This window comes from Acetobacter cerevisiae, assembly GCF_001580535.1.
Lineage (GTDB): Bacteria > Pseudomonadota > Alphaproteobacteria > Acetobacterales > Acetobacteraceae > Acetobacter > Acetobacter cerevisiae.
The window spans coordinates 1-14,773 of the sequence record NZ_LHZA01000137.1 but is presented as its reverse complement, the minus strand read 5'-3'; the positions used below and the strand labels follow the sequence as shown (position 1 = coordinate 14,773).

Genomic DNA, 14,773 nt, shown 5'->3' with positions numbered 1-14,773 from the left:
CCCCCAAAGGCGAGGGGGCAGGGGCAGTTTTTTCTTCACCTTCCTGCGAGACTTGCAATGGTGAAGAGGGTGGCATGCGCTGGGCGGGAACTTTTGGGCGTATGGAGGTTTGAACCGGAACCGTCTCCATGAGGCAGAGCGCGTCTGCCGCATGTCTGTGCGCCAGGGACGGAACAGAAGAAGGACGGTTTTTATGCAACGCTGCCTCGTTATCCTGAACCAGCCTGATCAGGCTGTAGTCCTGCTCTCTCTCGCGGCGTCCCTGATCAAACAGGTGGGAGGGGACCGGATTGATGTGCTTGCGGCCCGCGAGCCACCCCATGACGGCCGGGGCCCGATGGGGCTGACCGATGAGGGCGCTTTTGTCATGCGGCAGGACCAGCGGGAGTGGGCGGCCAGCCTGCATGCCACCTTTCATCAGTGGCTTGAGCAGGAATATGGCTCCCCGGCGGACCGGCTTTCTGCTGTGGAGGTCAACTGGCTGGACCCGGAAATTGCCGTGGAGCGGATTATCAACGGCTATGGCAGAGATGCCGGGCTGATCCTCCTGAGCTTCCCCGACCGCAGGGACAGTGAGCAAAAACACCGGGCGCTGCGGTCTGCCATTTTTGAGACAAATCGCCCGCTGCTGCTGGTGCCGCCATTCTGGGACCGCCCGTGCGGGCGCACGGTGCTGATGGCCTGGCGGGATTCCCCGTGTTGCCGCAGGGCCTTTACGGCCTCCCGCATGCTGCTGGCCCATGCGGAAACTGTAACGGTTCTCTCTCCGGAAGGGGAAATCATGCCGCCGGATCTGTTGCCTGGCATTGCGTATGAAAGTGCGCATCTGCCGCATCGGCACGGAACGGATGCCGTGGCGCAGCAACTGCTGGACATTGCGCAGGATGAAAAAGCCGATCTGCTGGTGATGGGCGGTTACCAGCATGGCATGTTGTATAACCGGATTATGGGAAGCGTTACCGAGTATATGCTGCACCATCCCAATATTCCGGTCTTTCTGCATCATTAAAGGCGATGGGCTGTGTAGGAGAGTGGCCCGCTTCTTGCTAAAGTGGAGCTATGGATATCGCTTTTTCCCGCCCGGCGTCGCGTCGCTGGCCGCTCTGGCACGTCGCGCTGCTGGTGCTGCTGCCTGTTCTCGTTCACCTTCCTGAACTGATCGGCCCCGCCCTGTTCGGGCAGATGACGTCCGACCCGCTTTCCGTCCTTTCCGTGGCGACTACCACCCGCCGGGACTGGCTGGAAGGCGGCCTGCTGCCCGGTCTGCCCGGCTGGATTGATGGCTGTGCGGGTGTGATTGTGCAGGCGCTGGGGCATCTGGTGACGTCTGACTGGCGGCAGGGTATCCTGCCCTGGTGGAATCCCTATAGCGGGGTGGGGATGCCTCTGGCGGGTGAGTATCAGCCTGCCGCGTTCTTCCTGCCGTTTGTCCTGCTGCTGGGCTTTCCCGGTGGTTTACTGCTGATGAAGATTGCTCTGCAGATTGTCGCCGGGCTGGCGATGTACGCCTTTCTGCGGGCCTTGCGTCTGGATAAGCGGGCCGTTCTGCTGGGCGCATTACTCTATGCGTTTAACGGCACGTATGCATGGGCTTCGGATGGGCCAAGTCAGCCGCTGGCCTTTTTGCCATTGGTGCTGTTTGGGATCGAGCGCGCCAGAACGCATGTTGGCGTGGGTGGCTGGGGCTGGCTGGCTGTAGGGCTGGGCTATCTGTTGCTCTCCGGCTTTCCGGAAACAGCGTTTCTGGTCGGCACGCTGGGTTTGTGCTGGGCGGTGTTGCGGCTGGTGCAGCAACCGGCAGCAACACGTTGGCCGTATGCCCTGCGCATTATGGCCGGTGGGGCTGCGGCCCTTTTGCTGGCAGCGCCGCAGTTGGTAGCCTTTGCCGACTTCCTGCGGGACGCATGGATTGGCCCGCATGCAGGTGTGCTGGACGCCGCTTTACCGCAGGCTAGTTGGGCTATGGCGCTGTTCCCCTACATTAACGGCCTGTTTTTTTACGGTGGCGGAGAGCAGTTTGGCGCATGGTGGGCCATGGGCGGCTATACCGGGCTGGTGGTGCCCTGGCTGGCGCTGGTTGCCCTGTTTGGCAAACGCGAGCGCCCGGCACGCCTGATGCTGGCGGGCTATGTTCTGGTGTGTATGGGCAAGCAGGCCAACCTGCCGATTATCACCGGGCTGGTGGATCTGTTGCCCGGTGTGGGCCGCACCATTTTCTATCGTTTGTGTTTTCCGTCGGAACAGGCCGCGCTTATTCTACTGGCGGCCTTTGGGCTGGATGATCTGTTCAGTCTGCCTGCCGCGTTTACGTCCACGCAGATTAGGACTGTTTTTAAAAAGCCTGTCGCGTGGGCGAGTGTGGCACTTGCAGCGGCAGCCTTTGGCGCATGGCGGCTGAACGGCCCGACGCGTGACGCTCTGCGCGGTTATAGCCACGGCCCTGTGCCAACATGGGGGTATGAGACCGGGTCCGTTCTGCTCGGGGTCGGCGTAGTTGCGCTGTGTGCTGCGGGTTTTCTGGGGTGGGGCCGCTGGCAGTCCGCGCGGGCACGCGTGGCGCTGGTGAGCGCGGGGGTGCTGGGTGAGGCGCTCCTGCTGTTCTGCATCCCGTTGCTCTGTGTGCGTGCGCCCTTACCGCGCAACACGCCCTTACTGAACACCGTGCAGCGGGAGCTGGGTTTACAGCGTTTTGTGACCATGGGGGTGATTGCCCCTAACTACGGCGCGTATTTCCGTCTGCCGTCCCTCAACCATAATGGTGTGCCCATGCCCAGCGCATGGGTCGAGCGGATGAAGCATGATTTTGGCCCGGATGTGGATGCGGTGACGTTTGATGGCATTACGCCCAACCGCTCCGGCGGCCAGTTCTTTCTGGCGGAAACACTGGCCAAAAGGCCGGAGGTTTTTGAAAAACTGGGTGTGGCTCTAGCGCTGGTGCCGCATGGCTTCCCGTTGCCGGGCAGTGAGGCGCTGGCCCCGGAAAACCGCCTGAAGCTGATTTATGCTGACCCGACAGCCGACGTGTATCGCCTCCCCAATGCTGCCCCGTATTTTGAGGCTGGCCCCGGATGCAGCGTGCAGGCGCGCACCCAGACCGAGGTGCAAACGCAGTGCGCCGCGCCGTCTTTCCTCATTCGGCGAGAGTTGATGATGGCGGGCTGGACAGCCAGCGTAAATGGCCAGAGCGTGGTGCCGTCGGTTGAGGATGGTTTGTTTGAGCGCATTGCCCTGCCTGCGGGGCATGCCGATATTCGGTTCAGCTTTACGCCGCCCTTCATGGCGTGGGGCTGGGCTGGTTTTCTGGCGGGACTGGCTTTGCTTGGGTTGGGCTTTGCCGGTGGCCGACAGATGCGTGGGGATGTTGTGGCCCTGCGTGATGCCAGTGTGCTTGCAAGAAGAGCGTAAGTGGTGTTGCGTGATGAAGTGTCCTCAGGAAGTATAAAATAGTTTTTAACATCTCCCTGCTGTCCAGTTTTTTGTATTCGGCAGGGGGATGTTTCTTGGTGGTAGAGGCCTTCCGGGAGAGCATGTGAAGGCACGGAGCCTGTGCTTCCTGTCTGCTCTGAGGGTGCCGATTTTAAGGCGCTCGGTTAACGCCTTCTGAATTTCATAATGAAATTATCAGCAGTCTTTAAAAGAGTGCGCCGCATGGCAGATGCGATGTGGGCATCGTAAAACGGGAGGGGAAGGAAGCCTTAATTCCCCCCTGATAACGCCCCCCGTTACGGCTGAGTGATGACTCGCAAAAAGATGTAAGCGGGACTGCTATGCACAAGCTGAATTTGCGAATCATTATCATCCGCTGTTATGGCAAAGCATCTTCATGCTCTTAATTTGCAACAGGCTGCTTCATCCATGAGTAAACACACTATTCGGCGTCGCCTTCACCCGGCGCCTCTGGCCTTTGGTCTGGCTTTGGGATGTGGTTCGGCTTTCCCGGCCATGGCGGCGGATGACGCTACGGGAAAAGAGCCTGTTCTGCCCCCGCGCGCACCGGCTGACGCTACAAAAGCCGCGACAACAAAAGCCGCACAGCCGCAGGCCGTTCTGACCAACCCGAAAGGGAAGGGGCCGGAACTGGTTAAGGAAAATGACGGCTCAGAGTCCGAACACTGGGTTGTGACGGCCTCCCCCATGAACACGCTGCGCACGCCCATTGGCATCAGCCGTATGCCGCAGGATGTGCTGCACACGCCGCAGACCATTGATGTTGTGCCGCAGCTCCTCATGCAGCAGCAGAACGTCAAGTCACTGGATGAAGCGCTCAAGAACGTGCCGGGCATTACGGCGTCCGTGGGTGAGGGTGAAGGCGGGATGGCGGGCGATCAGTTCCTCATCCGTGGTTTTGCCGCCCAGAATGATATTTATGAAAACGGCTTGCGGGACTTTGGTGTTTATACGCGCGATTCCTTTGATTATGACCATGTGACGGTTATCAAGGGGCCATCCTCGCAGGTGTTTGGTAACGGCACCACGGGTGGTGCGATTAACATCACCACCAAAACGCCGAATGATCAGAATCATATCGGGGCCAGCTTCTCCGGCGGGAGCGGGGCTTATTACCGTGGCACGCTCGATTTCAGCCATAAGATTACCGACACCATTGCCGTGCGCGTAACCGGTATGGGGAACGAAAATGATATGGTCGGGCGGGATGCCGTCTACTCCCATCGCTGGGGTATTGCGCCGTCTATTATCTTCGGTCTTGGGAAAAAAGTTAATTACACCATAGAATATTTCCATCAGACGGATAACCGCATTCCGGATTATGGTGTGCCTGTGGTGACAAAGCCGGGGGCCTCCTACGGTAAACCGGTGACGGAATATGGCGTGCGGCGCACCACCTGGTATGGCACGACGTTTGACCAGGATGATTCCAACGTTGATATGCTGACGGGCCGCCTGAAGTGGGAAGTTAACCCGCACATTACCGTCTACAATGATACACGCGGCGGGATGTATAGCCGGTATTTCTCGGCATCTCAGGAAAGCTGTAACGCGACCTGCACCAGCGCTCTTTTCTCATCCCACCCGGAAACGGCTCTTGTTTCCCGTATTGGCGGGGTCGGTGGGCCTAACCCGTACCAGCAGGATGACTGGTCGGTGCAGAACGTGTCCTCTGCGGTGGCCAACTTCAATACAGGCGGCATCAAGCACCAGATGATTGCCGGTGTGGATATTGAGCATATTTATGATCGCCGCAGGAACTATGCGTATAACAATCCTTCAGCACGCCAGTGGGCGAGCCTGCTGAACCCGACGGCCTATGTTCCCGGGCTGGATGTGGGTGTGGGCTCCCTGAACCCGAACAATCTTGTGAATATTCCTAACGGCGTGGGTAAAAAGGAATGGAAAACCAGTGCAGCGACGGATGTTGGCGCGTTCTTCTCCGAGCAGGCGTGGCTGACGCCGTGGTTCTCGGTTAAGGCCGGTTTCCGGTGGGACCACTGGAGCAGCAATTATAGTGCAACGGGCGGTGTCGCCACGACGCCGGATACGCATCTGGGCCAGAAGCAGGATACGTTCAACCCGAATGTCAGCCTGATGTACACGCCGAACGACCATGCAATGGTGTATTTCAACTGGGCTGAATCCACCACGCCGATGGGCCTTTACGTCACCAACAGTTCTGAGCCGCTGTCTCCCAAGAATTCCAAATTTCAGCCGGAGCGCAGCAGATTGTATGAACTGGGGGCCAAATATTCCGCGTTCCATGACCGGATTGGCTTTACGGCCTCCGTCTTCCGTCTGGAAAAAGGCAATTCCATGCTGACCGACCCAAGCACCGGGACGGTGACGGACTCTGGCGATACCCAGCGCAACCAGGGTGTGGAACTGAGTGTGTCCGGCCAGATCCTGAAAAACTGGAACATGATTGCCACATACGCCAAGTATGACAGCAAGACGACAGGCGGCACTGCGGCGGATATTGGCAAGCAGGTGCAGTATGTGCCCCGCAATCAGGCAACCGTGTGGACCACGTATGAAATTGCGCCCAAAAAGCCCTATAACCTGACTATGGGCGGTGGCGTAACCTGGCGTGAAGGCGTGTTTCTGGACCCGGCCAACACGGCTCGTGTCCCGGCAAACGTTGAGTTTGACGCAGTGGTGTCCCACCAGTTTGGCCCGAACTGGAAAATAGCCATGAACGGCTACAACCTCGCCAACCGCCTGAACTACGGTAACCTGTTCAGCAACCGCGTAACACCTTCGGTTGGCCGGTCGTTCCTGTTTAATCTTTCTATGACTTACTAAAGGGGAGCTACTCTGCCCCCTTTATCCGTCATGATCGTAAAAGGGGTCAGATGTGCTGAGACGCGAACTGTGTGATCTGTGCTACGTCTCAGTTACGGCGTGTGGCACAGGTTTTTGATTTTGCTCTTCATCGCGCGATAAAGCGGAATATCAATGAACGCAGCATACAGATATGAGATAACGATGGAGAGACCTCCAGCCATCAGGATGGACAGCACAGGACTGTCTGATCTGTATTGCAGGCCAATAATGATAGCCGATGAATGGATCAGGTATAACGGAAAGCTGATAAACCCGAAAAACTGCACTGGCTGAGACAAGAAAACCTTTTTGATCAGTGAGGACTCAGGCTGAAAATCAATCAGCATGAGGGGAATAAACGGCAGGATATACAAATAATCCAGTTTGTTGTGGAACTGCCCGTAAATGCCAACCAGACAACTGGCTAAACAGATCCACAGGAAGACTTCAAAACTGTTTTTTGTCGTGATTTTGGTAATTCGTTCCGGCGTCAGAAGCGCATAGACGGCAGACCCCAGCATGATAGCTGATGAGGCAAGCAGGAACGGGAACATGCCGCGGAAGGACATATCAATAAATCCGGCAGCGGACTGGATGCACAGAAGAAGAATGAATGTGCCCGCAATCAACAGTCTTTTGAACGGCTCTATTCTGATAAAAATCAAGGGAATTAAAAGAGACGCCCAGAATTCAATGCTGATGCTCCATGAAGGATCATTGATGAGCGGAAACTGGTGTGGTGTCACGCCATGCAGGAAGAACAGATTTTGCAGGATGACTTTCCAGTCAAAAATATAATGCCCTGCAACATAGCCCATATGCCTGCTATTATAGGCATAGATTAAAATCATCGTGAGGGTTGTTACACAATGAAGAGGCCAGAGGCGGGCGAGCCTTAAAAGGAAGAAATATAGAAATTTATGATTGGTTTTGTGGGCATAAGTCAGCACAAAGCCAGACATAATAAAAAAGTAAATCACGCTGATATAGGCACCAATTAAAGGCCGTTGTTCACTCCAGCCTGTGACAACGCCAACCATGTGGCTGAGCATGACACTGAGCGCCAGAATGCCTCTGAGGCCATCTAAGGCATAAAACCGTCTTGGGGTATTCTGTTGTTCAGGCAGAGCCATATTTGTTTGCTACCGTATAATATTTCAGGATTAGTTAAATTTATATATGAACTTCTCTGAAATGCCAGCAAGGAAACAATTTGAGATGCTTTTCTCAGACCGTTGCTGTCTGAAATCTGGCGATATGAGGATGAGTAGTGTGGGATGAGGCCAGTGATGCCCATGCTCGACCTAGCCTGATGCAATCAGGCGGCCCGGGCAGGCGGTGGGAGAGGACTTACTCTATCATGCCGGCATGGTTCCATTTCCATGCGGGGTAACTGTGGTTCAGTTGCTCCTGTATCCACTCGATATCCGCATCGGACAGCGGGCGTGTACGGCGGTAGATATAGGCCTTATGCCCTTCCGACATCACGAAGGGACCGGCCACTTGCTGATACGCTGTTCCAAAATCATGATGATTGAAAATACAGTCGTTCGGCAGGGTAATAACCTGCTGATCTTTGGGGGCGAGATGCGTGATGGGCTGATCGGTCACAATGGCGAGGGGGGCTTCCAGAGGCGCAAGAAGCATGTGATCCCGTGCGTCAATCTGGGATGGCCATGCCAACTGGGGTTCCAGAGAGTGGTCAAACGCAAAAAGTACAGCGGTTGTCAGTTCTCCGCCTGATGAAAAGACGGCAAATTTTTCGCCATTTTTGGTCTGCGCTTTAATCTGCGCAATAAGTTTTGTATATTCCGGCATATTTTCAACATGCAGCGGGAAAAGACGCTCCATGGGGAAAGTGGAATGAAACGGCTGCAACCGGGCGCTGAGAGCGGGAGAAAAGACAATGCCCCAGGATAACGCACCATAAACCAGCAGCGCGGCTGTCCCTATTTTGACGGTCCAGCCTGAAAGATGGGCAAACAGCATTAGAACAGTGTAACCGCTGACAACCACCATCCAGAAGAAAATGGGCAGGAGGTGATGAATGCCGGGGGCCTGTGTGCGGGAAAACAGTACGAACGTCAGAATAGCGCAGCTGGCGCAGAACAGGACGAACTGATTTCTGTTTATGATCGCCAGACCAATGCCAACAATGAAAAGCAGAGTGTATAACGGCCCGATACTATAAAGGACCGTATTGAGCTGCGACATGAAAGGCGCCTGATAGGCGATATAGGCCTCCTGATAGGAGGTGACGAGAATTCTGTGGACCAGCGTATGCTGCAGAATGGTCAGCAGGATGACAATTACGATGCCCGTTGCCGCGTAGGCTTTGACCAGATGGTAAAAATGCTTTTTCCGGTCCTGCTGAGTGATGAGCGTTAGGGCTGCCATCAGGCTTGCCATGACCATCATGGAGACGATGGAAAAAGCATACCAGCGGCGGAGAGCAAAGGTGAGCCACGCCAAAAGGGCAAAGCACAGAATGGTGCGCCATGATGCCTGAGTGAGAAATTTGCTGCGCATGAGCAGAAGGGTGGCAAGTCCGAGCGGAATAAGCCCGACAATATCTGGCAGCCCGCGGAGTGTTGGTGCCCAGTAATGATGGAAAATAAGTGCCGCGAGAAACAGCCCGGCAAACCCGGCCTTGCCGGGGAGTGCTGTGTTTTTATTCTTGTTCCCCGTGACACAAAAGGCCGCGCATATGGCTGTGACGGCGGCTGCGGGGATGAGATAGAAAATGGTAATGCCGGCAATATAGGCCCAGCGGCTGGTTTGAAACGCTATTGAAAGCGGGGCAAGAAAAGAGATGGGCAGCAGATTGTAATCATCATTACGGATGGTGACGAGCAGGCGGGCGAACCAGCGATTATTATGGCGGACAGTCTGTCCAAAATTCTGATACATGTCAAAATACGCGCCCCAGTCCCAGTAATAGGCTGGATCTTCATGTTTCAGATAATATCCTGTTACAACGAGAGCTAGAACGACGGCCCCGGAGAGCAGTATTAGTAAATTTCGTAATCCAAAGCAGTTTTTGAAATTTGGAAAAACGGCATCTGTATTGTTGTAAGACATGGCGAACGAATGGCTCCTGACGCACTTACAGAGGCTGTAAGAAATTGCGAAAGGCTTTTTTCATGGACGAGAATATAAAAAAAGCCCGGTGAATGAGGTTTTTAATGGTCTTGAGAGGGAGGCTGGATCATGCTTTCCACATGAAAGCGGGGGCGCTGTTTGGTTTCCAGATAAATCTTGCCAACATATTCCCCAATAATGCCCAGAGAGAGCATCTGCACGCCGCCCATGAAGAAAATGGATAGGATGATGGAGGGCCAGCCTTCAACGGTGTTACCGCTGAATTTTCTGACCAGCACATAAAATGTCGCCGCTACTGAGAGCAGACAGATACAGAGTCCCAGTGTGGCAATTAGCCGCAAGGGAGTGATGGTCATGGAGGTAATGCCCTCTACGGCCAGAGCGAGCATTTTGCTCAACGGGTATTTGGACTCACCAGCGGTGCGGAGGCCTCGGGCATAGGCCACCTCTGTGGAGGGAAAGCCCACCAGTGGCACAAGGCCCCGGATATAGGCGTTGCGTTCCGTATAGCGCAGGAGCTCAGTCAGAGCGTGCTGGCTGAGCAGACGGAAGTCTGCATGGTTGAAAACCTGCTTGACCCCCATGGCGGCCATCAGCCGGTAAAAGCCTTCCGCCGAGGTACGTTTGAACCATGTATCCGTCTGGCGGCATTCCCGCACGCCATACACAACGTCATACCCTGAACGATAGCGTTCAACCATGCGGCGAATGGTCTGGATGTCATCCTGAAGGTCGGCATCAATGCTGACAATGGCGTCTGCTTGCGGGGCTGCGGCGGCCAGCCCCGCAAGCAGAGCGGACTGATGGCCCTCATTGCGGGAAAGCTTTAAGCCCTGCACGCAGGTTTCTGTCTCACATGCTGTCTTGATCTGCTCCCATGTTGTGTCCCGGCTGCCATCATCCACAAACAACAAAAAGCTGTCCGGCTGCACCATCTGAGCCTGCGCCATAGTGTACAGCAGCGCACTCAGTTCTTGCTGGCAGTAAGCAAAAACTTCTTCCTCATTGTAGCAGGGGACTACAATCGCAAGACGTGGGGCAGGGCGTAGTAAATTCGGCATCAGGGAGCACTTTCAGGAAGTTAAAACTGTAAAAACAGGAGATCATTTCTGGAGTTGGGCTATGAAGGTGTTTTATTCAATCATCCCTGCTGCGCGGTTCCATTTCCATGTAGGGTAGGTGTGGTTCAGCTGTTCCTGAATCCATTGGATATCTTCATCAGAGAGAGGTCGAGTCCGGTGATAAATATAGGCTTTATGACCTTCAGCCAGAGAGAACGGCCCCGCGACTTGCTGATAGGCGGTTCCAAAATCGTGTTGATGAAAAATGCACTCATTGGGGAGCGTGATGACTTGCTGAGACCCTTTTGCGAGATGCGTGACAGGTGGGTCAGTCACAATGGCAAGAGCAGCACGAAGCTCCTTCAGGTTGAGATGGTCGCGCGCATCGACCTGTGACGCCCAGACGAGATTTTTTTCAAGCGAGTGATCAAATTCATAGAGCAAGCTATCAGCCAGAACGGCGCTGGAAGCAAATACAGCAAACGTGTCGCCATCTTTGGTCAGCTCTTTGAGACGCGTGATAAGCCGAGTGTATTCCGACATGTGCTCAACATAAAGTGGTGCAATGCGTTCCTTTGAAAAGAGGGGGAATACGCCTTGCAGGCGGCCATCAGCCTGGGGCACGAACACGATGACTGACGCAAGGAGACCGTAAGCCAGGAGTGTTGCTGTCAGCAGAGAGCGCCCAGTGACCGAGACTATGCGGGAAAGGCATAGAACCGGATAGCCGCCAACGAGTGCAGCCCAGAAAAAAATAGGCAAAACATGTTGGATGCCGAGAGCTTGTGTATGTGAAAAAAGCAGAAAAGTGAGGATGGCTGTATTTGCACAAAACAAGATGGGGATATTTTTGTTTTTGATGGCCAGAAAAACGCCGCACCAAAACAGGGCCGTGTAACACGGTCCCGTTGTTGTATAGAGAAGCTGGAGTTGCATTAAAAAGGCAATATGATACCCAGCGTAAGCTTCTTGGTATGATGTATGCAAAATTCTGAAAACAAGGTGGTTCTGAAAAGTAATCAGTAAAATGCCCACCGCTATTCCACACAGGCCATATGCTCTTGCAATGTGGAATAATACTTTCTTTCTTTCTGTTTTCAGACTGAAAAGCAGACAAGACAGCCAGAATACAAGCAACTGCAAGCATTGCCAGAATGGAAAAGGCGTACCAGCGTCGCAGGGCAAAAGGCAACCAGACCAAAACGCTAAAAGCAACAAGCGTTTTCCAGGAGGCCGTTGTGAGAAAATGACTTCGCATCAGCAGAAGAGTTGCTAACCCGAGGGGAATAAGCCCTGCAATATCAGGGAGACCACGCAGAGTGGGGGCCCAGAACGGGTAGAACGTCAGGAAAAATGCAAAGACACACAGAAAGGATGTCCCAGTGACAGGAAAACGGAAGTGTTTCTTGTCATAAGACATCATGGAAAGAAGGGAGAATGCAGAGATGAATGCTGTGGGAATCAGGTAACAAAGGCTGATTCCACATACATATCCAAAGCGACTGCTCTGGAAGACAAGTGAGAAAGGCGCAAGAAAAGAAATGGGGAAAAGATTGTAGTCATCATTGCGAATGCTTGTAAGGAGCGTTGAAAACCATGGCTCCTTGTGGCGGATCATGTTGCCAAAATTTTGGTACATGTTGAAATAGCCGCCCCAATCCCACAAGTAGGCCGGGTCCTCATGCTGAATATAATAGCCGATAAATAAGGGTATGAACGCCCGCAGAGCGAGCAGAATTGCGCCCGACAGAGCTATTCTGAAAAATGTTTGAAATGAAAAATACGAAGAATCTATCTGGTTGTCAGGCATGGATGCGGTAAGCCTCGGAGCTTTTCTTCAAAATAATGTGGAATGGTGTGTAAATACCTCATGCAAGGAGAAAGCCCAGCTTTTATTTTTGCAGCACTTTCCGGGCAAACCAGAAACATGCGGCGCAGAAAGCGGCCAAGCCGAGCACGGCGGGGGCTCCGGCGGGCAGCCATGGGGCCAGGGAGAGGACGTCATCTCGCCCCAATGCGCCGGACACCACGGCCAGTGCTACGCCAATCAGGCTTTCTCCCACAATAAAGCCGGAGGCGATCATGGTGCCGATGCTGGCGTCGTGTTCTGTCACGGTTTCCGGCAGACGGTCGGCCTCACCAAAGCCGCCGGTCGTGCTGCGGCGTTCCTTCAGCTTGCGGTTCAGCACCCAGCCCAGAACAGCGCCCACTGCCAGCGTGACGCTCACGGATGCGGGCAGGTAGATGCCCACTGCCACACCCAGCGGCGGCAGGGCCAGATGGCGGCGGCGCAGCAGCAGGTCCAGCCCGATCAGCACAGCGCCCAGCCCGAAGCCGATGGAGAGCATGCTCCAGTCCAGCGACTGCGTAAAAATCCCCTTCGCAATCATGGCGATCAGCGCGGGCTGCGGGGCGGCCAGCGCGTGGGCGGGGTCCATGCCGGGGCGCGGCATGGGGGCACCGGCAAAGCCGTAAGCCTGATAAAGCAGGTTGAGCACTGGCGGGATGACCGCAGCGCCCACCACGCAGCCTGCAATCAACGCCACTTCCTGCTTCCACGGGGAGGCCCCGACAAGCTGGCCGGTTTTCAGGTCCTGAAGGTTGTCGTTGGAAATAGCAACGGTCGCGGTAATGGCGGAGAGCAGCAGGATGGTGAAGCCGGTCGCCAGCGTCTGGCCATCTGCCATCATTTCCGCAGGCATCAGACCGAGGGATTCCAGCCCCAGAATCATCAGCGCGCACAGCACGGCGGCAATAATGATAATGCCGGAAATGGGGGAAGATGATGAGCCAACAATACCTGCCATGTAGCCGCAGGCGGCGGCCATCACAAAGCCGAACACCACGCAGAACAGCACCGCCGCGCACACGGCGGGACAGATGCCATGCGCCATGGGGGCCAGAAAGGCTGCAAACAGGCCGCCCAGCATCAGAACAGTGACGGCCAGAAGAGCAATCATGGTGCGGGGGGAAAGGTCACGGTCTGCATCCGGTACCACGGAGCCGCTCCGGCCCCGGAACACGCTGCTCAGGCCGCGCAGGACGGGCCCCATCAGCTCGATCAGTGTCCACAGGGAGGAAATGGCAATGGCCCCGGCGCCGATAAACCGGACCTTATGCAGCCACATTGCGTTGGCGAAGGCCGCGGCATCCAGATGCTCCGGGTTGGGCATGTGGGCGGTCAGCCAGGGCACGCCAAGGCCCCATGCCAGCACGCAGCCCAGCAGCATGGCCAGCCCACCGGCCAGCCCCACCAGATAGCCTGCACCGAGCAGGGCGAGAGACAGGCCGCCGGTAAAACGGAACACGGCTGCCCCGGCAACGCCGGTGACGCTCACGGTATCGGCCAGAAGTTGCAGGCCGCTACAGGCAAAGGAGAAGAGTCCGGCGACAACGCTGCCGCCTATCAGGGCGGAGAGGCTTTTGCTGTTTCCGTTCTCACCCCCGGCCCGCAGGATTTCTGCTGCTGCCACGCCTTCCGGGTAGGGGAGGGCGCTTTCCGTCACCAGAGCGCGGCGCAGAGGGATGGTAAACAGCACGCCCGCAATGCCCCCGGCCAGCGAGAGGCCCGCCGTCTGCCAGAAGGGGAAGCTGTGCCAGAAGCCGGTCATAATCAGGCCGGGGAAGGTGGCAAACACGCAGGAGAGTGTGCCCGCTGCCGAGGCCTGACTTTGCACCATATTGTTTTCCAGCAGGGTGCTGCGCCCCAGTGCGCGCAGCACGGCCATGGAAATGACAGCCGCCGGAATGGAGGAGGCAAAAGTCAGCCCGATCCGCAGCCCCAGATAGACATTGGAGGCGGTGAAGACGACGGTAATCAGCGCCCCCAGAATCAGCCCGCGCACAGTCAGTTCACGCACGGAAGGGGTTTGCAGGGGGGATGGAGCGGTCATACCCGGAGCCTCGCAGCAGCATCAGACATCATGAAGCGCTTCGATACGCTGCCTGATGCCGCTTGTCTCCCCTGAATGAACCGGAGAGGCAATGAGATAGGAAAAGATGGTGGGAAAGCCACAGCGGGGCCGCGGCTCAGCTCGGTTCTCCCATCAAATCGCGGGCATGATTGGCCAGCCCGTGCAGGCCGGCAATGGGGGCGTCAGAGACGAGACTGACCCCAAGCCCGTCCTGCGCCCAGAGGTAGCCGGGAACATGCCGCATGGGCCGCATGGGGGCCGTCACATCTACCCGATACATCGGCCGCACAAACAGGGAGAGCCGGACACCACGCTCATTCGTGTAGAAAAACAGGCAGGCAGGACCATGATCGGTCGTGACAAGCTGGCCGCCTGTAAGCTGGTAGCCTGCGTTATACCAACCGTTGATTGCTACAACCC

Annotated in this window: 10 protein-coding genes; 3 read left to right on the top strand and 7 right to left on the bottom strand. The window is 55.8% G+C overall.

The window, feature by feature from the left end:
- Window positions 1-193 precede the first annotated feature (193 nt).
- From AD928_RS06285 to AD928_RS06275, 3 genes are all read left to right on the top strand, one after another.
- Entirely contained in the window at window positions 194-1,009 is an 816-nt protein-coding gene (locus tag AD928_RS06285; protein ID WP_062143679.1) for a universal stress protein, read from the top strand.
- Between the two features lie 50 nt (window positions 1,010-1,059).
- Window positions 1,060-3,405, top strand: a complete 2,346-nt coding sequence (locus tag AD928_RS06280; RefSeq protein ID WP_062249152.1) for a glycosyltransferase family protein — start codon at window positions 1,060-1,062, stop codon at window positions 3,403-3,405.
- 450 nt (window positions 3,406-3,855) lie between these two features.
- Entirely contained in the window at window positions 3,856-6,255 is a 2,400-nt protein-coding gene (locus tag AD928_RS06275; RefSeq protein WP_062249150.1) for a TonB-dependent receptor, read from the top strand.
- 92 nt (window positions 6,256-6,347) lie between these two features.
- Here the strand turns inward: AD928_RS06275 and AD928_RS06270 are convergent, their stop codons facing one another.
- The 7 genes from AD928_RS06270 to AD928_RS14960 form a co-directional block, all read right to left on the bottom strand.
- Entirely contained in the window at window positions 6,348-7,409 is a 1,062-nt protein-coding gene (locus AD928_RS06270) for an acyltransferase family protein (protein WP_062249148.1), read from the bottom strand.
- Window positions 7,410-7,626: 217 nt separating this feature from the next.
- Window positions 7,627-9,357 (bottom strand): hypothetical protein, encoded by a 1,731-nt coding sequence (locus tag AD928_RS06265; RefSeq protein WP_062249146.1) that lies wholly within the window; start codon window positions 9,355-9,357, stop codon window positions 7,627-7,629.
- 101 nt (window positions 9,358-9,458) lie between these two features.
- Window positions 9,459-10,439: a glycosyltransferase family 2 protein gene (locus AD928_RS06260; protein ID WP_062249144.1), complete on the bottom strand. Its 981-nt coding sequence runs from the start codon at window positions 10,437-10,439 to the stop codon at window positions 9,459-9,461.
- Between the two features lie 72 nt (window positions 10,440-10,511).
- Window positions 10,512-11,063 (bottom strand): hypothetical protein, encoded by a 552-nt coding sequence (locus AD928_RS14755; protein WP_156470124.1) that lies wholly within the window; start codon window positions 11,061-11,063, stop codon window positions 10,512-10,514.
- The gene (locus tag AD928_RS14750) at window positions 11,050-12,249 is read right to left on the bottom strand and encodes a hypothetical protein (protein WP_156470123.1); all 1,200 of its coding nucleotides are present in this window, start codon (window positions 12,247-12,249) and stop codon (window positions 11,050-11,052) included. Before AD928_RS14750 ends, AD928_RS14755 begins: the two co-directional genes overlap by 14 nt.
- A gap of 82 nt (window positions 12,250-12,331) precedes the next feature.
- A complete protein-coding gene (locus tag AD928_RS06250; protein ID WP_062249140.1) occupies window positions 12,332-14,332 on the bottom strand; it encodes an OPT family oligopeptide transporter in 2,001 nt (666 codons plus the stop codon).
- A gap of 136 nt (window positions 14,333-14,468) precedes the next feature.
- A partial coding sequence (locus tag AD928_RS14960) for an anti-sigma factor family protein (RefSeq protein ID WP_407639264.1) occupies window positions 14,469-14,773 on the bottom strand: 305 nt, incomplete at its 5' end.

Bases quoted from the DNA above. Each gene is read 5' to 3' on its own strand.
- AD928_RS06285 (WP_062143679.1), top strand. From the start codon at position 194: ATGCAACGCTGCCTCGTTATCCTGAACCAGCCTGATCAGGCTGTAGTC.
- AD928_RS06260 (WP_062249144.1), bottom strand. From the start codon at position 10,439: ATGCCGAATTTACTACGCCCTGCCCCACGTCTTGCGATTGTAGTCCCC.
- AD928_RS06250 (WP_062249140.1), bottom strand. From the start codon at position 14,332: ATGACCGCTCCATCCCCCCTGCAAACCCCTTCCGTGCGTGAACTGACT.
- AD928_RS06280 (WP_062249152.1), top strand. From the start codon at position 1,060: ATGGATATCGCTTTTTCCCGCCCGGCGTCGCGTCGCTGGCCGCTCTGG.
- AD928_RS06265 (WP_062249146.1), bottom strand. From the start codon at position 9,357: ATGTCTTACAACAATACAGATGCCGTTTTTCCAAATTTCAAAAACTGC.
- AD928_RS06275 (WP_062249150.1), top strand. From the start codon at position 3,856: ATGAGTAAACACACTATTCGGCGTCGCCTTCACCCGGCGCCTCTGGCC.
- AD928_RS14750 (WP_156470123.1), bottom strand. From the start codon at position 12,249: ATGCCTGACAACCAGATAGATTCTTCGTATTTTTCATTTCAAACATTT.
- AD928_RS06270 (WP_062249148.1), bottom strand. From the start codon at position 7,409: ATGGCTCTGCCTGAACAACAGAATACCCCAAGACGGTTTTATGCCTTA.